General features: G+C 38.3%; 25 protein-coding genes. 14 read left to right on the top strand and 11 right to left on the bottom strand.

Translation table 11 applies throughout. The features are described 5' to 3' along the window. The first annotated feature begins 6 nt into the window (after positions 1-6). The 9 genes from HQN86_RS26750 (at position 7) to HQN86_RS14545 (ending at position 11235) form a co-directional block, all read left to right on the top strand. Positions 7-681, top strand: a complete 675-nt coding sequence (locus HQN86_RS26750) for a hypothetical protein (RefSeq protein WP_216854411.1) — start codon at positions 7-9, stop codon at positions 679-681. Beyond that, entirely contained in the window at positions 573-1316 is a 744-nt protein-coding gene (locus HQN86_RS26745) for a peroxiredoxin family protein (protein WP_216854410.1), read from the top strand. The genes HQN86_RS26750 and HQN86_RS26745 overlap by 109 nt, the downstream gene beginning before the upstream one ends. 76 nt (positions 1317-1392) lie before the next feature. Beyond that, a complete protein-coding gene (locus HQN86_RS14575) occupies positions 1393-2058 on the top strand; it encodes a YceI family protein (RefSeq protein ID WP_172661636.1) in 666 nt (221 codons plus the stop codon). Between the two features lie 21 nt (positions 2059-2079). Next, on the top strand, positions 2080-3036 hold the full coding sequence (locus HQN86_RS14570) for a cytochrome-c peroxidase (protein WP_172661635.1): 957 nt from the start codon (positions 2080-2082) through the stop codon (positions 3034-3036). An 80-nt stretch (positions 3037-3116) separates the two neighbouring features. After that, on the top strand, positions 3117-5885 hold the full coding sequence (locus HQN86_RS14565) for a TonB-dependent receptor (RefSeq protein ID WP_172661634.1): 2769 nt from the start codon (positions 3117-3119) through the stop codon (positions 5883-5885). 18 nt (positions 5886-5903) lie between these two features. Next, positions 5904-6773 carry a DUF4397 domain-containing protein gene (locus HQN86_RS14560; RefSeq protein WP_172661633.1) on the top strand — a complete coding sequence of 290 codons (870 nt, stop codon included), beginning with the start codon at positions 5904-5906 and terminating at the stop codon, positions 6771-6773. A 163-nt stretch (positions 6774-6936) separates the two neighbouring features. After that, positions 6937-7761: a universal stress protein gene (locus tag HQN86_RS14555; protein ID WP_172661632.1), complete on the top strand. Its 825-nt coding sequence runs from the start codon at positions 6937-6939 to the stop codon at positions 7759-7761. Positions 7762-7802: 41 nt separating this feature from the next. After that, positions 7803-8375 (top strand): thermonuclease family protein, encoded by a 573-nt coding sequence (locus tag HQN86_RS14550; protein WP_172661631.1) that lies wholly within the window; start codon positions 7803-7805, stop codon positions 8373-8375. A gap of 232 nt (positions 8376-8607) precedes the next feature. Then, positions 8608-11235, top strand: coding sequence for a zinc-dependent metalloprotease (locus tag HQN86_RS14545; RefSeq protein ID WP_172661630.1), 2628 nt, complete (start codon positions 8608-8610; stop codon positions 11233-11235). 55 nt (positions 11236-11290) lie between these two features. Here HQN86_RS14545 and HQN86_RS14540 read toward each other — a convergent pair whose 3' ends face one another. Continuing rightward, a complete protein-coding gene (locus HQN86_RS14540) occupies positions 11291-12145 on the bottom strand; it encodes a PAS domain-containing protein (protein ID WP_172661629.1) in 855 nt (284 codons plus the stop codon). 43 nt (positions 12146-12188) lie between these two features. On the opposite strand from HQN86_RS14540, the gene HQN86_RS14535 reads away from it, so the two are divergent. The 3 genes from HQN86_RS14535 (at position 12189) to HQN86_RS14525 (ending at position 15018) form a co-directional block, all read left to right on the top strand. Next, positions 12189-12968: an SDR family NAD(P)-dependent oxidoreductase gene (locus tag HQN86_RS14535; protein WP_172661628.1), complete on the top strand. Its 780-nt coding sequence runs from the start codon at positions 12189-12191 to the stop codon at positions 12966-12968. A gap of 252 nt (positions 12969-13220) precedes the next feature. Beyond that, positions 13221-14027: a phytanoyl-CoA dioxygenase family protein gene (locus HQN86_RS14530; RefSeq protein WP_172661627.1), complete on the top strand. Its 807-nt coding sequence runs from the start codon at positions 13221-13223 to the stop codon at positions 14025-14027. 166 nt (positions 14028-14193) lie between these two features. Then, a complete protein-coding gene (locus HQN86_RS14525) occupies positions 14194-15018 on the top strand; it encodes an SGNH/GDSL hydrolase family protein (RefSeq protein ID WP_172661626.1) in 825 nt (274 codons plus the stop codon). 9 nt (positions 15019-15027) lie between these two features. Here HQN86_RS14525 and HQN86_RS14520 read toward each other — a convergent pair whose 3' ends face one another. Next, positions 15028-15618, bottom strand: a complete 591-nt coding sequence (locus HQN86_RS14520) for a GIN domain-containing protein (protein WP_172661625.1) — start codon at positions 15616-15618, stop codon at positions 15028-15030. Between the two features lie 355 nt (positions 15619-15973). Here HQN86_RS14520 and HQN86_RS14515 point away from each other — a divergent pair, with 355 nt between their 5' ends. Beyond that, complete coding sequence (locus tag HQN86_RS14515) at positions 15974-16696, top strand: peptidase associated/transthyretin-like domain-containing protein (RefSeq protein ID WP_172661624.1); 723 nt, start codon at positions 15974-15976, stop codon at positions 16694-16696. A gap of 301 nt (positions 16697-16997) precedes the next feature. Here the strand turns inward: HQN86_RS14515 and HQN86_RS14510 are convergent, their stop codons facing one another. The 4 genes from HQN86_RS14510 to HQN86_RS14495 all read right to left on the bottom strand — a co-directional run bounded on the left by HQN86_RS14510 (position 16998) and on the right by HQN86_RS14495 (position 18902). Further along, positions 16998-17477, bottom strand: coding sequence for an FKBP-type peptidyl-prolyl cis-trans isomerase (locus tag HQN86_RS14510; RefSeq protein ID WP_172661623.1), 480 nt, complete (start codon positions 17475-17477; stop codon positions 16998-17000). A 231-nt stretch (positions 17478-17708) separates the two neighbouring features. Next, positions 17709-17978, bottom strand: coding sequence for a hypothetical protein (locus HQN86_RS14505; RefSeq protein WP_048907616.1), 270 nt, complete (start codon positions 17976-17978; stop codon positions 17709-17711). A gap of 110 nt (positions 17979-18088) precedes the next feature. Next, positions 18089-18574 carry an SRPBCC family protein gene (locus tag HQN86_RS14500; RefSeq protein ID WP_172661622.1) on the bottom strand — a complete coding sequence of 162 codons (486 nt, stop codon included), beginning with the start codon at positions 18572-18574 and terminating at the stop codon, positions 18089-18091. Continuing rightward, positions 18561-18902 carry an ArsR/SmtB family transcription factor gene (locus HQN86_RS14495; RefSeq protein WP_172661621.1) on the bottom strand — a complete coding sequence of 114 codons (342 nt, stop codon included), beginning with the start codon at positions 18900-18902 and terminating at the stop codon, positions 18561-18563. Before HQN86_RS14495 ends, HQN86_RS14500 begins: the two co-directional genes overlap by 14 nt. A gap of 158 nt (positions 18903-19060) precedes the next feature. On the opposite strand from HQN86_RS14495, the gene HQN86_RS14490 reads away from it, so the two are divergent. Continuing rightward, entirely contained in the window at positions 19061-19378 is a 318-nt protein-coding gene (locus tag HQN86_RS14490) for an isoleucyl-tRNA synthetase (protein WP_216854409.1), read from the top strand. On the opposite strand, the gene HQN86_RS14485 is transcribed toward HQN86_RS14490, so the two are convergent. The 5 genes from HQN86_RS14485 to eboC form a co-directional block, all read right to left on the bottom strand. Continuing rightward, on the bottom strand, positions 19375-21726 hold the full coding sequence (locus tag HQN86_RS14485; RefSeq protein WP_172661620.1) for a phosphocholine-specific phospholipase C: 2352 nt from the start codon (positions 21724-21726) through the stop codon (positions 19375-19377). The two genes, HQN86_RS14490 and HQN86_RS14485, sit on opposite strands and share 4 nt — an antisense overlap. 72 nt (positions 21727-21798) lie before the next feature. After that, a complete protein-coding gene (locus HQN86_RS14480) occupies positions 21799-23151 on the bottom strand; it encodes an alkaline phosphatase family protein (RefSeq protein ID WP_172661619.1) in 1353 nt (450 codons plus the stop codon). Between the two features lies 1 nt (position 23152). Next, on the bottom strand, positions 23153-24361 hold the full coding sequence (eboE, locus tag HQN86_RS14475) for a metabolite traffic protein EboE (protein ID WP_172661618.1): 1209 nt from the start codon (positions 24359-24361) through the stop codon (positions 23153-23155). Positions 24362-24363: 2 nt separating this feature from the next. Continuing rightward, positions 24364-25542 (bottom strand): 3-dehydroquinate synthase, encoded by a 1179-nt coding sequence (locus tag HQN86_RS14470; RefSeq protein WP_172661617.1) that lies wholly within the window; start codon positions 25540-25542, stop codon positions 24364-24366. A 16-nt stretch (positions 25543-25558) separates the two neighbouring features. Next, entirely contained in the window at positions 25559-26446 is an 888-nt protein-coding gene (gene eboC / locus HQN86_RS14465) for a UbiA-like protein EboC (protein ID WP_216854408.1), read from the bottom strand. Positions 26447-26448 lie beyond the last annotated feature (2 nt).

Below are 26448 nucleotides of genomic sequence, written 5' to 3'. Positions count from 1 at the left end.
TAAACGATGAATAAGCGCAATTTTTTTAAAGAATTATTATTACTCTCCCTGGGCTTGCTTTTAGGCGTATCTGTATGGGCCTTAGATAAGAACCATGCGGGGAAAGTAATTAAAGAGGGAGTTTGGCGGGGTGTTTTTAATGTTAGTGAAACTCAGGTACCATTTAATTTCGAATTTAAAGGGAAAGATCTGGAGCACGGTACATTTACACTATTAAATGGAACCAGACGCGATGATTTCCATGTAACCCGGCTGGGTAAGGATTCGATTTTTATTAAAATGAATACCTATGATGCAGCACTTGTTGCCAAAATAGAAGATGATGGAACACTAAGTGGAGAGTACCGAAGTCTGGTGCCGGGTTTTAGAGGTAACTCGTTACCATTTACAGCAGAACATGGTAAGAATTACCGCTTTGTTGAACCTGGTAAGGACGTTGCACCGGTTGCAAACATTAGTGGTAAATGGGAACTGAAGTTTTATTCTAAAGAGCAGGTTCCTAATAAGGTGGCCTTGTTAAAGCAAAATGGAAACAAACTTACCGGTGTAATTTTACAGGCGATAGTCGTGAATTGGAAGGCACCGTACAAGGCGATGAATTTGTTTTGTCGGGTTTTACGGGTCCAAGCCCTAAAATTTATAAAGGTAAAATTAATGCTGATGGCACAATCAGTGGTGTAATATCGGCAGGGATTTACGACAATACCAAGTTTGATGGGGTAAAGGATGATAAGGCTGAATTGCCCGATCCATATAAGCTTACCTTTTTAAAGGAAGGGTATAAAAAGCTTGACTTTACTTTTCCTGATCTGACAGGTAAACCTGTATCCTTAAGTGATGATAAATACAAAGGCAAAGTGGTTATTGTTGAGATCGTTGGTACCTGGTGCCCTAACTGTACTGATCAGACTATATTTCTTTCGCCATGGTTTAATAAAAATCAAAAGCGTGGCGTAGAGGCTATTGCTATTGGTTTTGAGCAAAAAGATAGCTTGCAATATGCACAGTATACACTTGGTAAATTAAGAGACAAGTATGATGTTAAATATGACATTTTATTTGGTGGCCTTGCAGATAAAAAGGTGGTATCTCAGAAACTGCCTGCGCTGAACAAATTCATTGCTTTTCCAACTACCATAATTATAGATAGAAAAGGTGAAGTGCGCGAGATCTATACAGGATATACGGGCACAGTAACCGGTAAATACTATAAAGAGTACGAAAAGAAGTTTAATGATCTGTTGGATGTACTGATTGCAGAAGAAGTGCCTTCGAATGCATCAGCAAAATCTAATGATACTTTAAAAGGAAAATAATAGAAATCCCTCCCCCTGGTGCAGACTAAGGTTTGTACCAGGGGATTTAAAACCACTAAATAATTAAACAAAGAATATGAAATTAATACTAACTCTTTCTGCAATTACTGCAACTTCATTATTGGTTCTTACAGGAGCTGTAAAACCAACAAACGCTAACAAAACAATTTTATCTGCTAAAAAAATGGTGCCTGGAAAAGGCGCTGTTGTTAAAGCATTGGTGTTTAAAGTCGACAATGAAGGCAGTAAATTAACCTGGCTGGCAAAAAAGGCTACAGGCGAACATAGTGGATCTGTTAAAGTAAGCAACGGTAGTTTTACAGTAGAGAATAATACTTTAAAAGCGGGGAGCTTTGACATTGATACCCGTACCATAACCAATGCTGACCTTACTGATGAAAGTGCAAATGCAAAATTGGTTGGACATCTTAAAAGTGAGGACTTTTTTAGTGCAGAGAAGTTTCCTAAAGCAAATTTTGTAATCAGCTCTGCCACCAAAACTACAGGTAACCAGTACAATGTTAAGGGCAAACTAACCATTAAAGGGATAACCAACGATGTGAGTTTCCCGGCAACAATTGCAGTAAATGGTAAAAAGTTAACTGCTAATGCCAAGATAACTATAGACCGTACCAAATACGACATTAAGTTCCGCTCTAAAAACTTCTTCGAAAACCTTGGCGATAAAGTGATCTATGATGATTTTGATATCGACGTGGCACTAGTAGCCAATGCTCAATAATTGCATGACTTTACAATAATCATGAAAAAAAGAAATACCATACTTATACTGATAGCCTTTGTTTTCCTGTTGATAACCCAGTTAAGTTTCATGTCGGGTAGCGACGAGATACAGACCCGGGAGCAACTTGGCAGTAAGCTGTTTTTTGATAACATATTATCGAAAGACCGGACAATTAATTGTTCGTCGTGCCACAGACCGGAATTTGCTTTTGCTGATACTGCAGTATTTAGTAAAGGTATTGGAGGAAAACTTACATCCCGGAATTCTCCGGGATTAACCAACTTATCTGGCCGTACTCATTTTTTTTGGGATGGCCGTGCCTCATCGCTTGAGGAACAGGCTTTAGGGCCAATAACATCGCCTGATGAAATGGGCTTAACCATTGATGAGGCAATTGAACGACTTAATAACGATAAATTCTATGCAGACGCTTTTAAAAAAGTATTTAAAACAGCGCCAAATAAAGATAATTTGTTGAAAGCACTGGCTGCTTTTGAACGGACGCTGGAAACAAACAATAGCCCTTATGACCGATATATAAATGGAGATGACAACGCCATGTCAGAAGCCGCTATACGCGGACGACTTCTGTTTATAGGTAAGGGGAATTGTAACAACTGTCATTCAGGTGAAGATTTTACAGCCGATAGGTTTAAAAATATCGGCTTGTATAACGGAAAAACTTTGAATGATGCCGGCCGGTTCAGCATAACAAAGGACAGTACTGTATTGGGAGAGTTTAAAATACCCGGTTTACGTAATGTGGCATTAACAGCTCCATACATGCATAACGGCAAATTTAAAACTTTACGAAGCGTAGTAGAATACTACAACAATCCGTCGGTAGTGGTTAAAGATGGTATTAACAGGGATTTATCATTGGATAAACCCTTGAATCTATCAGGCCAGGAAATGGATGATATTGTAGCTTTTCTGGGTGCGCTTACCGACGACAGGTTCCTGTTGAACAAGTAAAAACATATAACTGACAAAATGTAATATATGCTTAAATGCATGTAGGGGGTATCCTTTTGTCTAAACTTAACTAAATCATAATGAAAAAAATTATACCGGTACTGTTGTTCTTTAGCTTTTTTTATGGGCAAAATTTATATGCGCAAAGGCGCATAATCAAGGGGGTAGTTACCTCAGCAGACGATAATTTGCCTATACCCGGAGTTTCGGTAAGGGTAAAAGGGCTTGATGAGGGGCCTGCCACAAAAGAGGATGGAAGTTACCAGGTTACTATTAAGAATGGTCGGATATTGATCTTTTCTTACATCGGATATGAAACACAAGAGGCAGAAATTGATGGCAAGGAGGTGATAAATATTAGTCTTAAGCCTTCATCAAGCTCACTGAGTGAGGTAAATATTGTTGGTTCAAACAATGCAAACAGAACTAAGCTTACCTCAGCAAACCCTGTAGATATTATTGATATAAAGGCACTTCAGGAATCGGCACCGCAGGTAACCGTTACCCAATTATTGCAGTATGTATCCCCATCATTCCACTCCTCTGTTTCAGGTGGGGGAGATGCCGCTTCGGCAACATCAACAGCGCAGCTTAGGGGGCTTGGTGTAGATCAGTTATTGGTATTGATTAATGGAAAAAGAAGACATAAAAGTTCAAACATCAGCTGGGGTGGATTAGGGAATGGAGCAACGGGCTATGATCTTAATTCCATTCCGACAGGATCTATTGAAAGAATTGAAATACTGCGTGATGGTGCTGCGGCCCAATATGGTTCTGATGCTATTGCCGGCGTTATTAATATAGTTTTAAAGAAAAGTACTGATCAGCTGTCGCTCAGCTCAACTGCAAGTGCGCGCAGACGGGGAGATGGATTAACCACAAGGACCAGCAGTAATTATGGGGTTAAGCTAGGAAATAAAGGCGGCTTTTTGAACGTAACCGGAGAGTTTGCTACCCAGGCAGTATCATTGCCTGTTGGAAACGATGATGCAGGCTTATATATAGGGCCTGCCTATGGTGGTGGTGCCAATACAAGGGGATTTGATCAGATCTATACAAAAGAAATTGATGATGCCATAATAGCCAGCAGAGGTATTGACAGGCATTATTTTGATCAGCGTGGCAGTACAAATAAAGCCATAGATGGATTACTTTTCTTTAATGCTTCTGTTCCTTTAAAGGAAGATGTGGAGTTGTACTCATTTGGAGGTATTAGCCACCGTAATTCACAGTTTACAGCGGTGTACCGTTTGCCGGGTTGGACTGAGCGCAACAATACCTTTATATATCCCGATGGGTTTTTACCGGCAATGGATAACATCATTTCTGATAAGTCGTTTGCCCTGGGCGTAAAAGCAAAGGTAAAAGACTGGAAAGTTGACATTTCAAATGTGTATGGCATTAATGATTTTGGGAATGTGATCAGCAACTCTTTGAACGCAAGTTTGGGCCAGCGTACACCCCGTAAGTTTGATGCAGGTAGTTATAACGCCAGCCAGAATACAACCAGTCTGGATTTTAGTCGCTATTTTGAAAAAGTGCTAAAAGGGCTTAATGTGGCATTTGGCGGTCAATACCGTGTAGAGAGCTATCAGATCATTGCTGGTGAGGAAGCCTCATATTCAAAAGGAGATTTGAGGGCAATTTATGGAGTAGATACAACAGCGGGTGGTATTCCTTATACCACTTCTTTAGGGTTAACGCCACTAAACGGCCTATCGCCAGGTTCGCAGATCCATGCAGGTTTTCGCCCATCGAATGAGGTGAACGTAAACCGATCTATTTCTGCAGGGTATTTAGATTTGGAGTTAAATGTTACTTCAAAATGGTTACTTTCTGGTGCGGTACGTGTCGAGAATTATTCAGATTTTGGAAGTGTGTTTACTTATAAAGGTGCAACACGCTATAGTGTTACCGACTGGCTTGGGGTAAGAGGATCAATAAACACTGGATTTAGGGCGCCTGACCTTGCGCAGTTTTATTATACTGAAACCTCTACAACTTTTCAAAATGGCGTAGCCATAGATCAGGTTACCGCAAACAATGTAAATCCGGCTACAAAAGCATTGGGGATTCCGGAACTAAAAGCAGAAAGATCTAAGGGATATACGGCCGGTTTAACCGCATCGCCAATACCAAATGTGGAACTTACTGTAGATGCATACCAGATTGATATTAAAGACAGAGTTGGTAATACCGGGCGCTTTTCGGCAACTGATACCAATTTGCCTGCCGATGTTAGGGCCTTATTTGTACAAACAGGTACCATACAGGCAAAGTTTTTTTACAATTCATTTAGCACCAGTACAAAGGGTATTGAGCTAACCGGAAGCTACAAGTTCCTGTTCAATAATGGGGCAAATGCTACTTTCCTTGCCAGTGCAAACTTTTTAGATACTAAGCTGACCAAAGTAAATACACCAAAAGGATTGGAAGCTTACCGATATATAATTTTTGATGAATCGGAGAAAGCAAGGGTAACAAACAATATCCCATCGAAGAAAATAACCTTGCAGGGAACTTATAACCTTGATAAGTTTAATTTTTTAGTGCGGGCAGTGTATTTTGGATCGGTAACATCGGTATCCCAGCTTAATGCTAACTTCCCTAAACCAGATTACTACTATCAGGTTTTTAGTCCGATCTGGATAGCAGATATATCTGCGGGATATAGAATAACCCCTACCATACAGGCAACTGTGGGTGCCAATAACTTATTCAATGTTCTGGGTGATTATAGTATTCCTGCGCCAGGAAGCAATATTACACGCAATCCGGGCCCAGGTGGTACACAAGCTGGAACAAATACAGGTATACAGCCATTTGTAAGATTATCGGCTAAGTTCTAATTATAAAATACAGAGATCATGAAATTTTTAAATATAAAGTTCGCAGGGATATTGGGTGTAATTGCTATCGTGTCTACATCCTGCAAAAAAACGGAATACCTGGATTCGGATAATGCCGACAGGCCACCTCTAAGTGCTAAAGTTAAACTGGTAAATGCATTGTCTATTACAGCACCTATTAACTTTCTTGACTTTACAAGGCAGATAAATACCACTTTGATTGTTCATAATGCGGCAACCAATTATGTGGACACCCAATATGGAAAAGTACAATACAATACTACCGAGGGGAGTAACACGAGCTATAAATCATCATATGTATTTGGAGGGAGTGCCACTTTTGTACAGGAAACTGATAAAGCTTCTTTTGCAGCTCCTAATGGTCCTATTGCGAGCTATTATCATACTTTATTCGCGGTTGCCAAACGTAAGCCCAGTAAATTGAATCCTGGAAATAGGGATAGTCTGGTATTGGTGTATGATGATTTAACAGCGCCGGTTTCTGGTAAGGCAAAAGTGCGGTTTGCAAACTTTTCTCCTGATGCACCGAATGTAGATTTAGTTTTAGTAGGTAGTGGTGCAGTTTTTTCAAATGTTGCATATGGCAATTTTGGCGATCAGACCATTATAACCTATGATGCAAATGGGAAGGCTCCGGCCACCATACCGGGTTTGAGTTGGAAAACGCTTGGCCCCTTTAAGGAAATTGATGCTGTTGCATCTAAGAATCTTGAGGTTAAGAACAATACGACTCAGGCAGTATTACCTATTGCAGGCAGTGGGTTATCTAACATAACTTTTGAGGCCGGAAAGATATACACCATCTTTATAAATGGAAGCCCTGGCGGAGCCGGGCTAAGTGCAACCATAATTACACATAGCAAGTAACATTGGTTAAAGCAGTCGAAATGACGGAGTGTGCTAGTGCACTCCGTCATTGCTATGTTACAATTGAAATCTAAGATTAAAGTAAAATAACGGTTTAACCTGGGTTCGGGCTGTTTTATAAAGTAGTATATGCCTAAATTTATAAAGAATTAATACTTTATATATGAACCCCCTGATTGTAGCCACAGATTTTTCGGAAGTAGCTGAGAACGCTGTAGAATATGCCGCTGCCATTGCCAAACATAATAATGCAAAGCTTATCCTTTACAATTCTTTTGTAATTCCTACTCATGCTGCAAATACCCTTTTGCCGGCAGCCAGCATACAAAAATTGATAACGGATAATGAGATTCGCTTAATTGAAAGAGCACTATCTCTATCTATCGATTACGATATAGAGGTAGAACATGAATCAAACCTCTCCTTTGTTCAGGAGGCGCTGAAAAGCTTAATAGACAAGCATCAGGCTGCCCTGGTGGTATTGGGGATGAATACTAAAACTTTGGAGCAGGATCTTTGGGGTAACACCACAACATCGGCAATTAAGAAACTCAATCTGCCGGTTATGGCTGTTCCGCTGGGAGCCAGGTTTGAGGGCACCAAAAATGTGCTTTTTGCTTGTGATGTGTTGCGAGGTATATCAGAAAAAGTACTTGCCAATATTAAAGAACTGGCAATAGCACTGAACGCCGAGGTTGAAGTTTTTAATGTAAGTCAGAAGGTTGAAGAATTAAAAACACTAAACGCTTCTTTACCGGAAGTAAGTGCCATTGATGATGGACTTGAAGGCATTTCTTACTATTATAAGAACGTAAATTCCAATGCGGTGATCAAGGAAATAGAAAAAGAAATTATCGATTTCAGAGCTGATCTATTGATTATGGTGCCAAAAAAATATGGGTTCTGGGCTTCTATTATTCACCGGAGTAAAACACGCATAATGGCTTCAGGATTAAAAATACCCTTGCTTTCGCTCCCAATTTCCTAAGTTGAATCAGAATTTTTTTATGCTTATCATTGCCGCTTCAAATGAAGTATATAATTCTGTTTTTAATTGTTGCAAGCCATAGTCTGTGCTTTGGACAATTCACAAAGGTTAAGCGTGTTGTTGATGGTGATACTTTCGTAACTGAATCAGGCGAGCGGGTAAGGTTAATAGGTATAAATGCGCCTGAAATGAAGGATTTTTATGGCATTGAAGCAAAGGAACACTTAGCAGAGCTGATTGAAGGAAGAGATATTGAACTAACAAGCGACCATAAGTCAAAAGACAGAGACAGATACTCGAGATTGTTGAGATATGTTGTGCTTAGTGGAGTGGATATAAATGAGCAAATGATCCGTGAAGGATATGCTTACGCTTTACTTAAGTTTCGTTTTGACCGAGCTGCGGTGTACACTGATGCTGAAGCCGAAGCAAAAGATCAGTTGCTGGGAATGTGGAAGTATACTGAAGCCGAAAGAAACGAACCCCAAAATATTCCAGTAACTACTCCTATAAGCAACATTACCCAAATAGACCTATATGAGAACCGCTATGTAATTGGTGGGCTTGTTATAATGTTCATTATTCTGGGTATTAATTATCGTTTAAGAGCTTAGTGATCGAGATTTATTTGTCAGGCATACAACTAACAGGATAATTTAAGATTGTTTAATTAAGGAACAAACATGCCTTTTTTAATACCTCGTTTAAAGAACAAGTAGATTAATTTTCTGAAAAGCGATTTTGACATATTCTTTTTGCCTGAAAATTCATATTTTTAGTAACATTTATTGCGTGAAAGCATCATACACAAGATAAATTCGTAACAAAAACAAACTATTATTTCATATGAAAAGAACCATTACACTGCTCACGCTGGTATTATTCTTGGCAGGGGGCGCTTTTGCCCAAAAAAAGAAGAAAAAAGAGCTTGCCGCTGATTCGCTAAAAAAAGCGATGGCCAAGCCTGCTAAACCAACAATAAATGACAAAATAAAATCAAGTAAAAAGATTGACGGTCTTTTTTCGATGTATAGAGATACCGTAACGGGTAGCCTTCAGATGTATATTAAGAAAGATCAGTTAGGCAAGAATTACATTTATCAAAGTTTCTCGATGGGTGGGCCAACAACTTTGTTTCTTAACCAAAATATGATCAGAACTACCTGGTTGTTTTATATCCAGAAATCTGATGATAAAATTGAGCTTCTTCAAAAGAATACTAATTTTTACTACGATAAGGCAAATCCGGTAAGTAAATCAGCAGATGTTGACGTATCAGATGCAGTTTTTTATAGTGATAAGGTAGCTGCACAAGATTCTTTAGGCTACCTGATTGCTGTAGACGGTCTTTTTCTTGGAGACAAACTGGATCCCGTTAAACCGGTTTTTCCTCCAACTTTGCCTCCGGGAGCTGTATTTAATCTTGGAAACCTAAATACCTCTAAATCAAAGTACCAAAAGATACGCTCATTCCCGGGAAATACAGACGTAGTTGTGGAACTTGCTTATGATAACCCTGTGCCTTTAAACGGGGGAGGAAAAGACATTACTGATGCCCGCTATGTAAGGGTTAAAATGCAGCATTCTTTTCTTGAAGTTCCTAAGAATGATTTCCGCGCCCGTCGTGATGATCCAAGGGTAGGTTATTTTGGATCCGAAGTAGATAACCTGACTTCTTTATCACCTGCACCATATAAAGATTTTATTAGCCGCTGGAACCTTAAAAAGAAAGATCCGTCGGCGGCATTAAGCGAACCGGTAGAACCAATTGTATTTTGGATTGAGAATACTACCCCGCTGGAGTATCGCCCGATTATAAAAGAGGCAGGTGAGAAATGGAATGAAGCATTTGAGAAAGCGGGTTTCAAGAATGCTGTTGTAATGAAAGAAATGCCTGATACGGCTAGCTGGGATCCGGCAGATATTGCTTACAACGTAATCCGTTGGGTATCTTCGGCATATCCTTCTTATGGTGCAATAGGCCCAAGTTTTTATAACCCATTAACTGGCCAGATTTTAGGCGCCGACATTACTGTTGAATGGCGCTCTGGAGCAGGTACAATTATTACAGACGATCTTTATAACGGTGGAAATTCTGCTTTAAAGCTGCCTTGGGAAAATCCTATTGAGGCTGCTTCTTCAAAATCAGGTCAAGGGCATAGTTTCGATAAAAACCATATGGCTTCTTGTACATTGGCCCAGGAGCTAAGTATGCAGTATCAGACTGGTTTAACAGCAATTGAAGCGTTGGATGCTGATGTTCCAGAAGCAAAAAGAGCAGAAACTGTCCGTGAAATGCACAAACAATTCTTATACTATCTTATCATGCACGAAATGGGACATACGCTTGGACTTAATCACAATATGAAAGCCAGTCAAATGTTAACCCCTGCTCAAATGAATGATGTAGCGCTTACCCGTAAAATTGGATTGCAAGGATCTGTAATGGATTATCCTGCTATCAATGTAAGCAGCGATCGTAGTAAACAAGGTGATTATTATACCACTAAAGCGGGTCCATATGATTTATGGGCAATAGAGTATGGCTATACTCCATTTAGCGAGTCGGAAGAAGAGGCCGGACTAAATAAGATTTTAAGCCGCAGTACAGATCCACAGCTTGCCTTTGGTAATGATGCAGATGACATGAGAAGCCCTGGAGGTGGTATCGATCCAAGAGTGAATGTTAATGATCAGACTAATGACATGGTTGCTTACGGAGAGGATAGGTTTAAATTGATTAACACAATGATGCCAAAGCTGAAGTCTCGTTTTAGCAGAACTGGTCAGAGCTATCAGGAGTTACGCTTACGCTATCAGCAGCTTAACGGACAACGCGCAAGTATTGCAGCGGCGATAAGCCGTTTCGTTGGCGGTGTTTATGTAGATAGAAGTTTTGTGGGACAGAAAACTACTGTTGCCCCATTTACGCCTGTTCCTGTTGCTTATCAAAAAAAGGCAATGGCACTGTTGGGTAAATATGTGTTTGCTCCTAATGCTTTTGATGCAGATAGCCCACTATTCCCTTATCTTCAAATTCAGAGACGTGGATTTGGATTTTTTGGAAGTAATGAGGACTTTAAGCCTCAGAATACATTCATGTCTATACAGTTAAGTACGCTTGCCCAAATTCTACATCCAAATACGTTGACGAGAATAAACAATAGTGGGCTTTATGGTAACACATATTCTGTAGCAAGTGTAATGAACGATTTGGCGAATGATATTTTTGCTGCAGATCTTAAATCGAATGTGAATCTATTCCGTCAAAACCTACAGACTGAATTTATAAAAGCTTCAGCAAGCATCGTTTCTTCACCTGGAGGATATGATAATGCAAGTAAAGCTGCGGCATTATCTACCTTAAAAAAGGTAAAAACCCAGCTTGGTGGTGCGGTTTCAACAAATGAACAAACTAAAGCTCACCGTACAAACCTGACTTTTTTAATTGATAAAGCTTTGGCAGTTAAATAAATTTGTAATTGCTTTAATAAAGAAGCCTGCGCCGATATCGGTGCAGGCTTCTTTATTAAATTTGGTCATTGATCTTCAATACAGCATTGTCCAATTCTCCTGCCGAGATTTCTAGAAAATTAACTAAGCCCGTAAGGGTCTCCTGGTCGCCAATTGAATCCTTTAATAAAGGGATAAGTCCTAGCAGATTAGATAGAGGTCGTCTTACTTCGTGAGAGTTGTGCCAGGCAATTTCTCTTAGCTTTTCATTCTGAGCTATGAGCTGCTCTTCATGTTTTACCCTTACATCTATATCCTGCATTGCTCCAAGCATTCTAAGCGGGTTGCCGGAATCATCAAAGATTAGATAGCCGCGATCAAAAACATGTTTGTAACTGCCATCCTGACAAAGGTATCTGTATTCTGCTTTCCACTTGTTCCCCTTTGTTTTTATGATTTTCTCAAATTCATAAATGATACGGGCCTGATCGTCGGGATGTACCCGCGACATAGCCCAGAAGGAATTGTGAATAACCTCATTGTCTTCATGCCCAAAGATCTCTTTATACCCACTCATCCAGGTTAATTTGTCATTGGCTATGTCATAATCCCATATCACATCATTGGTGGCCCTGGTAACCGTATTGTATAGGAGGACTTGATCGTTTAACTGTTTCTCATGTGCAATAAGTTCATTTTTATATCTTCTTTCTGTATTTAAAAGGCTACTATAATGGTAGTTTAAGCCTATTACTGCCGCTATAGCAGTGCCAATTAAAAATATAAAGTTTTTAAGGTAGTATAAGTTCCTTAAATCAGTTGCCGGGTATTGCCGATCAAGCCAACCGATAAATTGCGAACCTATAAGTAGCCATGTTCCACCTAAAATTAGATAAGTGATGACGATTCTGATTAGTGCGTTGTTTTTCAAAATAATTAGAGCTGATTTATTGTAAATTTACATTTTTAGCCTTATGAATCAATTCGCATTAATAACAGGAGCAAGTAAAGGAATAGGACGGTCAATAGCCATTTCGTTAGCCAAAAGAAAGTTTAATCTTTTACTTGTGGCAAGGTCGGCTCCTGAACTTAATGCACTTAAACTGGAACTTTCCAGCCAGTATAATGTTAGTGTGGAAGTTTTCGCATTAGATCTGTCTGTACACGGAGCTGCAAAGCGCGTAACGGAATGGTGTACTGACAATGCTTTTCCTGTCTCAGCCCTTGTTAATAATGCTGGTTTTGGCGTTTGGGGCAAATTTGAAAGCCTTTCTATAGATGAACAGTTAAATATGTTACAACTTAATGTAACGGCACTCACCGAACTTACTTATTATATGCTTCCAATTTTAAGACAAAACCAGCAAGGTTATGTGCTTAATGTTTCTAGTACGGCAGCGTATCAGGCAGTGCCTACATTGGCGATGTATGCGGCGTCTAAATCATATGTTTTGTCGTTTAGCAGGGCCATTAGGTATGAACTTAAAGATTCATCCATATCAGTAACGTGTATTAGTCCGGGGCCTGTTGGAACTGGTTTTGCCGAGAGGGCAGGACTCTCAGTTATTAACGATATCGCCGAAAAATTTAATATGGATGCAGATGTTGTTGCGGAGATTGCGGTTAAAGCGATGTTAAATCGGAAAGCAGAAGTAATACCTGGTTTCACTAATATTATATCGGCATATGCGAATAGAGTTTTACCAAAATCACTTATTGAGAAGATAACAGCCGGCATCTATAAAATCAAATAATCCGGAATCAGAAAATATTTTTTAAAAATAAATGCTTGGTATTCAATATATTTTATATGTTTGTAAAATAAACTACTAAACACATAGACTATGTCTATTAAAACAGATAACAACTTTTCATTAAATCACCCCATGGCAATGCTTCAGATCATGAAGCCCATGCAGTGTTGTTGCTGTTAATTTCTTAGGGTCGCATGCACCCACCTCTGATTTCAAATAATACCTTCTTTTAATTTTTTATAAAATATACCTATGGCAACTTCATATCCAAAGTTTTCATTAGCTGAAACTTTAACCGCTGAGCAGAAAGACTTTTTTAATACAAACGGCTTTATTCATTTCAAAAACTTTATAACACCTCAAACTGTAAAATCAATTGTAGATGCTTCTCTGGAAGTGCAAAAAAAATGGTTAGAAAAGGATGTAAGTAAAGTTAATGGCGTTCCAATTAAATATGGGCGTGATCTCGATGGCTCTTCTATAGTGCAACGATTTGCATTTATTAACCAGCATCATTCGGCCTTTAGTGGTCTTTTACTTGATCCAAGACTAAATGGTTTACTTGAACTTGCTGGTGCAGGTGCCAGATTAGGCGAAAGCGAAAAAGACGGAATGGTTTTTAATCATTATGTAAATGGCCCGGATAGTAAATTCACAAAAATGGGGTGGCACACTGATGGCTTAAGAGATGTTTTTTATGGGCAAAAGCTAAATCCGATGCTTAATGTGGGAATACATCTGAATAATCTGGAACCTGAAAATGGAGGTTTAAGAATAATTCCAGGTACGCACAAGCAAGGACTTTATCAAATGCTTTTCAGAAAAAAATATTTTCTTGACCACGATGAAGATGCTGAAGAAATTGCAGTGGTACCTGAGGTGGGCGATCTTACTATCCACGATGGAAGATTATGGCATCGTGTTGCACAATCTACAGTAATTGGTGAGCAAAGTCGTAGAAGGGTAATTTACATTCCAATTATTGCAGGCAAATATGCTCCTAAAAATGAAAATAGTCCAACCGTGTTTTACCAGCGTTTTGCAGGTATTGTTAAATAAGTAGTCATGTTATTCTTAATCATCATAAATTATTTGATAAGGTCGGGCCGACTGGATAAGCCTATTTTGTTTGTAAAAACGGTATATAAAAGAAGCATAGCAAGATAGATTGCAATCGTATTTTATTCTTATGTTTACTATAAAGTAAATGTTAATTTGATCTCAAATGAAAAGAATATTATTGCTGCTTACCATTGTTGTTACTCTTGGATCTTTTACCAAGAAGGAAATTACATGGACTGCTATTGGTGACTCCATTACCTATTTAAATGAACATCAGGACGAAACGGGTAACCGGGTTACCAGCGGTTACATGACCAGGGTGGTAAGCAAGTTGCCTAATATTCGTTACATTAATCAGGGCCATAATGGTTGGACAGCTGTTGGTATTGCCAAGGAAATCGAAAATCTTGGCCTCCAGAAATCCGATGTATATTCAGTTTTTTTAGGTACAAACGATTGGTGGTCAGGCCAACCATTAGGAACTTTAAATGACTATATCAATAGCACTGGTCTCAAAACAGTTTACGGTTCGTATCGCATCATTATTAACAAGCTTAAAACCCTTAATCCTGATGCCAAAATTATTCTGATTACTCCAATGCAACGTGTAGATTTTGTATACATAGCAAATAGTCACAATAACGCATGGGGCTCTTATAAGGAGAAAAAAGGACAGATGCTATCGCAGTTTGCAGATGCTGTTAATGAAATTGGCCGTCATGAACATTATAAAGTAGTGGACTTATATAATAAAAGTGGCATGGAGTTAAAAACCCTGGTAAAGTATAAAAGATTAAAAGATCCTGAAACAGGAGTTTATAAGAATTATAGCTATCCTGATTTTAAGGATATTCCTTTTAATCCTGATACTGATGAATACCCTTATCCGATAGAAGCAAGTGACAATACTTTCGATGGCTTACATCCCTCAGATAAAGGTTATCAGATCATAGCGGATATGCTAGTTAAAATCATGAAGAAATATTAAAAGGCCAATTTATTGTTTAGAAGCTATTAACTCGTTAGTTAGCCTGTCTGTTTTCTGGCAAACAAAGTTTTCAAAGCTTATGTTTTCGATCTTATTAGCTATATAAGTATGTGAATCTGCAGTACCACTTAATTTTAAAGTCGATTCTCCTTTAAGAATGGTATACATGCTGTTCGCATTGGTTCTTACGTTGGCGGTAGCATTATCATTTAAAAAGATTTGCAAGCAAGTAAGATTAAGTTCACCTCTGGTAACTACTGATGCATTACCTGATGCCTGAATTCTGTTTAAATCTTTTACTGTAACTATAATGGTAACAGGATACCTATCGGTAGAATTGATTAGTAGATTATAACCTTTTCTGGCGATTGTGGTTTTCGAGGAATTATAGTATTCGTCAATTCTGACTTCTTCCTCCGGGCCTTTCACTAAAATGACTTTTACATTTCCACTAATAACAACCTTGTTAAACGTAATCGTGCCTGTTTTAAATGAAAGTAGTTGAGGACTGGGATTTGCAGCAAAAGTTGAGATAGCGGAAGATGTTAAAATGATTGCTGTAAACGCAGAAGCAAATAGAGTTTTTGTAAGGGTTTTCATGACGGTGTGTATTTAAGATTCTTTGATTATTTATCAATAAGATGCATCCGTCAATAAAAAAGTTGCACAGCTATTATCTGTTTTATACCATGGGGCATTAAAAATACGACGAACGGTCAAAAGGAATCGACCAACTAGAAAAGAAAATTATAGAATTGTTTGCGACCAGAAATGGTTTAAAATAAGAAAAGGGGATAGGCCTTTCGACTTACCCCCTTTAAATTAACGCTCTCGGGGGCAAATGTAATAAATGTTTAAACACTTATTTATCATGGAATTGTCATCAGTTAAATACTGTTAAAATTTTACCTGTTTCTACAGAATGTATTAGTTTCGTTTATAAATGGAAAATGTAATGCTAAGAAGTTCTATCTTTTTGTTTTTCATGTTGTTATGTCAGGGTGTTTTTGCGCAGCTAATAAAAGGTAAAGTAATAGATATCCAAACAGAACGCCCGCTCGGCGGTATTTCAATACAATTAAAATATGCAAAAAAGATAAGTAGCGCTACTGGTGATTTTTCATTAATTGCCTCTGCAGCAGATACTGTATGGTTTTCAGGAATAGGCTATGAAAGAAGATATGTTCTTGTAAAAGATTGGAAGTCTCCTCTAATGACAATTGGACTTAAACCAACTTCTTTAGACCTTGAAGAAGTTGTTATTTTTGGTCAACGGAATCACAAAGCAGATTCACTAAAACTAAGGAAAGATTTTGCAAGAGAGTTCAATTATAAACCTATTGGTATTAAAGATGTTTTTATAAATTCTTATCAACCCAGGGGCCGGTTTGAGTTTGTAAAGATTGACGTATTGCAATTGGTAAGGTTATTAGGGCGGAAAAATGATATTCAGAATAAGCTAAAGAAAAGACTTCATGAAGATGAAAAAAAGGCTTACATAGATTCAAGATTTGGAAAGTCTTTTGTTTCATCGCTTACTAAGCTCGAGAGCGATTCTCTTGATTTATTTATAGAACGATACAGGCCGACTAAAGAAGAGTTATTGGAGCTATCTGATTACAATTTGATGTTGAAGATCAAGTCGGATTTGAAGACGTTTAAAGAAAAGAAGAACTAAACCTTAAAAATAAGGCACAAAAAAAAGGTAGTCTTATCCAAGCACTACCTCTTTTTAACCAAATATAAACCCAGTATGAACGGGATCTTTTTCTTTAAGACAATAATCGCACCATTGTCTGTTTTAATCGTTTAATAATCAGCTACGCTGTATTAACAATACAAATGTAAGAATTATTTTTAGATAGTGTAATAAATACACTAAGTAATTTTTCAAATGACAATACTATGATAATTCTATGCATAAAAAAGGAGGCCATAGCCTCCTTTTAATGATTTGATAAATATTTTAATATTTGGTTTTATTTTAGATCTGTGATTTCCATGGTAAAATCTAATATGGAATTTGCAGGGATCGGACCATTCTGTATATTTCCAAAACCATAAATTGAAGGAATGAGTATTCTGACTTTACCACCTTTTTGAACTTGCTTAATGCCCACTTGCCAGCCATAGATTGCATCGCTTAGTTTAAATTTAGCACCTGTTTTGGTGTCAAATTCTGTTCCATCTAATAATCTGCCTATATAATTTGCTGTTATGTTTGTTGTATCCTTATAGGTAATATTACCTGTTCCTCTCTCAATAATTTGATAAAACACTCCTGTTTCTGAGTCTTTTTGTGCATTAATATTGTTTTTTATAATAAAGGCTCTTATGGCTACAGTATCTAATGCAAGTTGAGCATACGGATCACGGTCGTCCTCGGGGAAATCCTTTTTGCAAGCTACAAGGCATCCTGCCATGCAGATGAAAAGTAATAAATGGTTTATTTTGGTCATGATAATCAAATATATGTTTTTTTAAATCATTACTTGAAGTTAATAAGTCGTTTTAGCAAAAGCAAATATCGGTCTTTTAACTGTTTGATAAATACTTTGATCAGAGAGCTGGAACGAGTTATAAAAAAATGGATTTAAAATAACGGCCCTGGTGAAACCAGAGCCGGATGAAATATCATTGATATTGTCTCAGCGTTAAAAAAATAAAGCTGTGAATTAGATTTTAGGGTATTAGTTGTTAAAAACAGCTTTGAATGCATTTCTGCAATCTTTACCTATTTCCAGAGGTAATCCATCTTTTAAGTAAAGTTGAATTTCACCTTCAGCGGTATAGAAATAACGAAAATAGTTGTTAATCTTATCCGGTGCTCCGGTAAATGGGTTGTTCTTTGTACCAAACCATCTAGAATATTTATTATCAATCTCTTGAAGCTTTTCTTCAAAAGCCAGTTTTTTCTTGTCAGTAGTTCCTACCTGCGTTTCGTTTATAATTTCGCTCATATTTTGAATAACGCACAAGATACATAGAATATATCTATTGCTATGATAAATAGGCATTTATAGCTGCATTGTGACAGCTAAATGTTATATTTCTATAAATCCTTATGCTTTTACTTTTTAATCGCGATTAGATCATTTAATTTATTAAACATTTTGATCCAGCTTTGATAAGCACCTGTTTGTTTCGCGTCCTCTTCAGAAACAGTTTGATGGATAGCTAATTTTGTCTGATTTCCAATTGAGGTAAAAGTCACTGTAGTAATGGTTTCTTCTGGCCAGTCTTCAGGTTTTCCGGCAGCAACAGATGCTATTGACTCGCCGTTTTCATTCGTAAGAATCATTGAGAAAACTAGTTTTTCGGGAAATATAACCTGATCGTAGACGCCCTTTATCCAACAATCTCCATGTATAGGATCATGAATACAGGAGTGAAAGGTACCACCCTCCTTAACATCGATGTACTTGAATTCGATGGTACAGCCATCAGGTGCATACCAGTGTTTTAATTGCTCTGGATCTGTCCAGGCATTAAATACAAGTTCACGTGGGGCATCAAAAAGATGCGTAATGAAAAGTTCTTTTTTAGATTGTCCCATCTTCTTTCTGTTTAGTTTGTATTGTTTGTAGGTAATTGTCTAGTTTTTCAAATTTGCTGACCCATTGTTTCTTGGATTGCTCAACCCAGTCAGCCACTTCATTTAGTTTATCAAGCTGAGGCTCACAAAATCGTTCTCTGCCTACCTGCTTAATTACTACTAATCCACATTCAGTGAGGATTTGTATGTGTTTGGATATTGCTTGTCTACTAATATTGAAAGCCTCAGCTACAGCGTTGAGATTCAAAGGCTCTTGTGCTATTCTTTGAATAATTTCGCGGCGGGTAGGATCAGCGATGGCTTGAAATACATCTCTTCTTGTTATCATTTTGCAACTATATGGTTGCAAATATAGATGCAATCATTTGATTGCGCAAATATTTTTGAAAAAATAAATTCAAAGCGACGACCTTACCTTTTTAGATGCTTTATGAAAATGGTTTGATTTTTGTCCACTATTTAAAACTATTTTAATACCCTCTGGTCATGATTAAAACGCTAAAACTTCAGAAAGCAGTAATTGCCTTTATATTGGGCATACTGGCGCTAATTGCTTATAAAGTGATGAGTGTGAACAAAGTGGAATCAAGTAATTACATGTTGTCGTTTGCAGGCATTTTATTTATCGCAGGAGCATTGATGCTCATCTATCCAATTCTTTTTGCAAAAAAAGATAAAGAAGGGTGTGTAGAACTTGATCCTGAAATACAAGAAGAAATGGTTGCAACAGAGGCACAAGTATCCACAACTGAAGAACCTGTAACTGAAAAAGTTGTGGTAAACGAAAAAATGGGAGAGGCTTAAACCACCCCACCCATGTATGGATCCGTTATCGAATCTTCTCCTGTTTCAACATGTCCTGCATATTGCTTTGAAAATGCATTGTAACCCTCTAATTGAATTGTAAAATCATACCAACCTGAACTCTTTTGAAGGTCAATAATTAAAGTTTTTTTACTTTTCGTACCTAATGATATCGATCTGGTGGCATCGCTTTTATAAGCATTGTCGATTAAATTTATCTTTAAATCCTGATCACCCTCATTTTCAAGAATAAGTTCAATGTTGCCACTTGGCTTTTTACTTAAAAACCCTTTAACCTCATAATGGCAGTTAACCTTTAGCGAAGGGTCATTTTTATCACCTTTAAACGCTCTGAAAAAACCATTAGGAGCACTTATACATAAATCATATTGCCCATCCCCAAAATTTTGCAACGTTAGGCGGTCTAAAATTTTGTCTCCATTTTTTACTGCATATGCCCAGGTCTTTCCTGCCTGCCCGTTGTATAGATTAGTGGTGTATACATTAAAGGGTGCTCCAACAGGCAATATTTTTTGCCCGAAATTGCCTCTGCCTGCTTCTAGCCAAAGTTCTACTTTGGTTTTAGAACTATCAAGATTACATTCTGCAAAGAGTTGATACGGTAAAGCGCAAGCCTTACTTGTTCCTCGTTCTTGTTGAGGTAAATAAGCCCCTGAAGCTATTTCAGTTTTTGATAAAGGATTTGGCTTAACCTGTGCCGGCTTATTTTTTGCATTTTGAATATTGGTAACAACTTCTTCTCTTTTTAAAGGTGCTGGTGCAACAGATGACATCCCTGTTGAAGGCCTGAAAGCTGATGTCAGATCGCCACAAATTACTCTTCTCCAACTGCTAATCATATTACTGCGAATTTTCTTCCCGGTTTTTTTGCTAAGTATGTTTTCTAAAAACATGAGTGAAGAGGTGTGGTCAAAAACTTGCGAATTTACATAGCCTCCTTTGCTCCAGGGAGAGGCAATGATCATTGGCACACGATAACCTAATCCAATAGGGCTATCTTTTTCTAGCTCATAATCGGCATCAACAGAAATTCCTTCAGAAACTTTTCCACTCGATGGGTCGTTAGGTTTTGGAACTACATATGGAGGGATGTGATCAAAGTATCCATCATTTTCATCATATGTAAGGATGAAAACTGTCTTTTTCCATACTTCGGGGTTCTTTGTTAAAATGTCAAGCGCTTCAGATACATACCACGTTCCATACAACGGTGAACTGGTATGATCAGAGAATCTTTGCGGAGCTACCAGCCATGAAACGGTGGGTAGTTTGCCATTGTCAACATCAGAGCGAAACTGATGGAAGATATCGTTTTTCGGGATGCTGATGGTTTCTTCGTGTCCCTGGTCATTAGTAAAGGTAAATGGAGCAAGTTCCAGATAGTTAAACGGCGCATTTATATTGCTGGCAAATGCTTTGTCTATTAAATTCTTTTCACGGGTAGATAGCTTATTGTATTTTTCGGTTACCTGTGCTGCAGTGAGGGCAGGCTTACTTGTCGAATCACCATTCTTTCTGAAATATGCCGCAAGCTTAACGTTGTAGCGTTTTACATACTCAATTGCATTGTCCCCGTAATTACCTAACCAATCATCTACATTGTCACCTTGTAAATCTGCTGTCCATATTTCATTTTGGTAGATCTTCCAATCAATGCCATTATCTTCTAATACCTCTGGAAATGTATCCCAGTCTACAAAAGCACCGTCTCTTGATTCTGCTTGAGAATTGTTTACAGCTGCTACCGAACTCCCGTTTAATTCAGGCCGAATGTTACCTGTCCAGAAAAATAACCTGTTTGGAGTAGTGCCGGTAAGAGATGAGCAAAAATTATGGTCACAAATTGTAAAGGCTTCGGCCATTGAATAATAAAAAGGAATATCTGTCCTGTCATAATATCCTAAAGACATAAGTGATTTTACAGGTACCCATTTATCATACTTGCCGTTGTTTCGGGCAGCAAGCTGGTCCGACCAGGAGTGAGGCAGCCCACCTTGCCAGGTAATCTTTGTTTTATTAATGTCTACATGAAACGGGGCATAGGTTTTACCCTCATTATCTTTTTGTAACCAGACCTTATCCTTATCAGGAAGTGTAAAAGCTCTTGGATCATTAAAGCCACGAACACCTTTGAGCTTACCAAACATATGATCAAAAGAGCGGTTCTCCTGCATCAGGATTACAATATGCTCTGCATCATAAAATGTAGATCCGGGATCTGCTTCGATTGCCATTGCCTTTTGGATAGACATAGGAATTACATTGGGTAAACCCACTGCTCCAGATAATAGGGCAGCTTTTTTAAGAAAGTCTCTTCTTGAGTTCATAGTGGTTCATTTGTATGTTGTGTGTTTGAACCAAATGTAATAAGAATAGAAATAAGTTGGTAACCGATAGAATTACCCCTTTAGTGCTTTCCAGATCAGGTCATGAATTTCCGTCGCCTGTACATTGCTGTTGTTTAGCTTTTGATCCGTAATTAAAACAGGGTGAAACTCTGCAGGTGTGTTGATGCTGCCATGTGAGCCCTTAATTAAGGTGGCATCTAATGGAATAACATCCATTACATAACGGAAACCTGCTTTTTTTCTTAATAGCTTGTATGCCGCACGCGGTTTAGAAGACATGAACATTTCAACAGGATCATACCCTGGTTTTTTATGAATATCTACGCACCTGGCATAATCAGGAGCTTTTGCGTCGTCAAGCCAGAAATAATAAGTAAACCAGTTTGCCGGTTCAGCAACCAATACAAAGTCGCCCGCCCTTTCATGGTCCATTCCATATTTCTTTTTGCCTTCCTTATCTAAAACCATAGCAATGCCAGGGGTTTTTTCAAGAATAGTTTTTACCTGGTTGGTTACCGTCGGATCATTGATGTAAACATGTGCAACCTGATGATCCGCAACCACAAATGCTTTAGAAGCACCCGCATCTAATAATTCTAAACCTCGCTCTACACGAATCTGCAACAGCCCGTTTTCTCTAAAGATTCTGTTTAGGTGAATCGGTTTGCTTACCGGAACAATCCCGTATTCGGATAGAATAATGATATTGGCTCCTTTTTTTTCATAAAATGTTACCAGGTCCTTTACCAATTCATCTATCTCGCCCAGTTCTTTGCTGATTTTATCAAAGTCACTGCCGAATTTTTGCAGACAATAATCCAGATGTGGCAAATATATTAAGGTAAGGGTAGGATTGTAAAGATCCTCAGTAATCATAGATGCATCAGCAATCCATCGGCTAGACTTTATATTTGCACCTGGTCCCCAAAATTGAAAAAGCGGAAACTGACCTAATTTATCCTGTAAAATATCGCGTAGTTCTGCCGGTTCTGAATAACAATCAGGAAGTTTTCTGCCATCAGCTAAATAGTTTGGACGTGGAGTTACACTGTAGTCAGCATTTGAATACATGTTGTACCACCAGAACATATTGGCGCAAGTAAAATTAGGATCTTCTTTTTTTGCCTTGTCCCAGATCTTCTCTGCAAGCACAAGCTTGTTTGATTGCTTCCAGAACTTGATTTCCGAATCCATATGGTCGTACCATCCGTTCCCGACAACACCATGTTCTGTTGGCTGTTTTCCTGTTAAATAAGTTGATTGTACACTGGTAGTTACAGCCGGTAGCATTGGTGCTATTGCACCAAGGTTTTTATCTTTTATGTATTGTTCTAAAAAGGGGGTATGCTTGCCAATAAGGTTCGAGGATAAGCCAACAACATCTATTACTACAGTTTTCTTCATCTTAAACATTTGTTTTAATTACCCAGTTCAGTTCATTACTGATAGATTGGGCAATCGGTAATTTTAATTGCTCCGGTAATACTTCCCAGGTATAGGTTTCTACTTCCAAATGGTCAGTAAAAGGGGCATTCTTTTGAAGTTCCAGAACAGTGGTAATATCATCCTGAGTAGATTGTAATAATCCGATCTCTTTAATTGATATTGGTACATGGAAATGTGCCCTCCATTGTGTGGCTTCCTGGTTCTCAAAGTCTTCAAGAGCAGGAGTAAGGTCCGAATAACGAATCAGCCCACCATCTTTCTTTAAGGCAACTACCTGATGCAGATAGGTTGGCTCATTAAACGTCTGAAAGCTGTTCTTTATGATTTCTCTATCTGCTTCTGATTTATCAAGATTTGCTTTTAAAGCAGCACTGATCTGTATTTTGCCTACTTTAATGCCTTTTGCTTCAAGTTCTTTTAGAACCTCATCATGAGCTTCATAGCCTATAGCAAAGTGACAAACATCATAGCAAAGGCAAAGGTGTTTTTTAATTAATGATTCGGCTTCAATGCCAGCAACATTAAATGAACTTTCAATTGCCGGAATGCCAAGTGGCAGCAAATCATTCTCAAACCAGTCTATAAATTCTCTTCCGGTTTCAAGTATGCCATCAGGCTCAGGCTCCAGATCAAGGTGCATGATTTTGCCTGTTTGCTCGCTAATTCTAATAAGTTCTTTTATAACCTCTATTACATTCAAGGTAGCAGTGCGTTTTGCCTGTGCAAAATCGTCAGCAGTTTTAAACCAGTGCCTGTAACTAAGTGGCGATGTTGAAATCCCCCCATTCATACCTTCAGGTAATAGAGATTGGAGTATATTAAAAAGTCTGATAGTATATTCTCTGCGCGCGTCTGTTGTCCAGTCAGGTGTATGTACATCTTCTTTAACCACTGTGCGGTGAAATTCTCCGTAAGGGAAACCATTCATGGTAAAAACATAAGCGGCATTTTCCTTAAGCCACTGCTTAAATTCAGCCAAAGCATCTTCTTTAATCAATTCAAGACTAGAGATATTTGACAATCTAAGTCCTAGTCCAAGTGGTCCGTTTGGTGAAACAGATTGTTTGATCACAGGGAAATTCTCTTGTAACGCTTTAAAATCATCATCCCAGTTTTTGCCCGGATGTATGTTTGTGCAATAGGTTAAATGGCCAGTGTTGACTTTCATTATTATTGGTTACTTATAGGTAAACCAGCGTGTGTACTGGTAAAGTTTAAAACATAGTTGCTCGCTTCTATCAATAACTGGTGATCCATCTGATGTACCTCTTTCCCGGTACCCAAATCAGTAAGCAGGGTAATGGTAAGTTTGCCGCCAAGATGTTCCTGAAATTCTGCCAATCCACGAAGTATTGGAGATTCAGTATCGTTAATCTGGATAAATGGATTAGAAATATCAAAAGACAGGTGAAGCAGTACACTTAATATGCGCTGTAATTTTTCTTCTGTTAGCATTCCTGTCAGGAAAGAATAGGTGCTATCTAAAGCAATACCCATTGCCACAGCTTCACCATGTAAAACGCTGAAATTACTTAGCTGCTCCAGTTTATGCGCACTCCAGTGGCCAAAATCTAGTGGCCTGGCCGATCCTGTTTCAAATGGATCATCACCGGCAATATGGTTTAAATGCAATTGAGCACAACGTTTGATCAGGTAATTCATCGTATCCATATCCCGTGCAACCAGTTGTGCCGCATTATCTTCAATCCAGTAAAAGAATTCGGGATCTTTGATAAGGGCAACTTTTACTGCTTCAGAAATACCCGAACGCCAATCTCTGTCACTTAACGTAAGCAAAAGCTGGTCATCGTTAAATACTGCCGATGGCGGCGCAAAAGTGCCAAGAAAGTTCTTTTTACCATTGTAATTGATGCCATTTTTAACACCAATACCAGAATCGTTTTGCGAGAGTACAGTTGTAGGGATACGGATATGTTTAATACCGCGGTGCGAAACTGCAGCCGCATAACCAACAAGATCAAGTACAGCGCCTCCTCCAATGGCAGCAATGTACGAATGTCTGTCAATTCCATAAACATTCACTGCTTCAACCAGTTGGTCAAAAAGTGCAGTATCATTTTTTGATGCTTCTCCGCCCGGAACAATCATGATGTCCTTAATCAGCTGCACATCTTTATGTTGTTCAAAGTAAGTTTTAATTGACGGTACAAGGTCAGGATGAGCATCGGCAACACCCTTGTCCAATACGAAAAATATTTTGCGCAAGGCCTCTGAAGGCTTCTCCTTAAAGAAGTTTGCCAAGATAGGATTGCCTGTATCAAATAGCGAAGCAGTGAAGTATATTTTATACTCAAATTTTACACTAAACGACTGTTCTAAATAACTCATAGTTGAAAATTCCTGACTAAGTAACAGCGAATGCTTTACTTAGTAATATTGATAATGGTAATAAAATAACAATTGATAGGGCTACTTTCCAGTCGGCAAAGACGCTAGCCCAGGCAGCATTCATTAATATTAATGCAATAACACCTGCTTTTACTGCTTTGCCTATGTTTGGGCCTATTGGATTTTGTATGGCTTTTAACAGAGGCATGAATATCATTAAAGCAAAAGGTACAATAAATGCCAATGTGATGCGTATATCGCCTTTTGTGGTGGCGAAAAAAAGAATGCTGGCAATTACAATAGCGTAAAGTACCGCAGCAAAATAAAGCATCTTTTTACTTCCTCCGTGTACTTCACCTCTGCTAATCATGGTAATAGACGCAATATAGATAATAGGTACAAGGGCTAAAAACCACCATTGTTGCACCTGAGAACTAATAATACTTACGCCTAGCAATAGGTTTAATCCACGACATAACCCCATATTTAATGGGCCTAATATGGAATGATGTTTAGCCCATCTGTTATAAGTAAGGCATGCAATCATAATAGACACTGCAAGTACTGATGTTGTGGTGCCAAAAAGGTTGGCTGCCGCAATTCCTATAAAGAAGAATACTGCGCCAAAAATAGTTGCTGCTTTTTTGCTTATTAATCCACTTGGGATTGGGCGTTCCGGACGTTCTATCTTATCCAGATCGGCATCATAAACATCATTAAAGATAATGCCGCCACTGTACAAACCTATTGTTGAGATGCAAAGCAGTATAACAGGTAGCTGTAAAGTGCTCCATCCCGTTAATGAAAAGGAACCCGAAATAGCTATGCCCGCCAGTACATCTGCAACAGAAGTAACAACATTTGCAGGCCGCATTAGCCTTATATATCCTAATAGTTTTTTCAATG

It is taken from the genome of Pedobacter panaciterrae (assembly GCF_013204795.1).
GTDB classification, from domain to species: Bacteria; Bacteroidota; Bacteroidia; order Sphingobacteriales; family Sphingobacteriaceae; genus Pedobacter; species Pedobacter panaciterrae.
The sequence above is the reverse complement of the archived record's forward strand: the minus strand, read 5'-3'. Positions and strand labels throughout refer to the sequence as shown.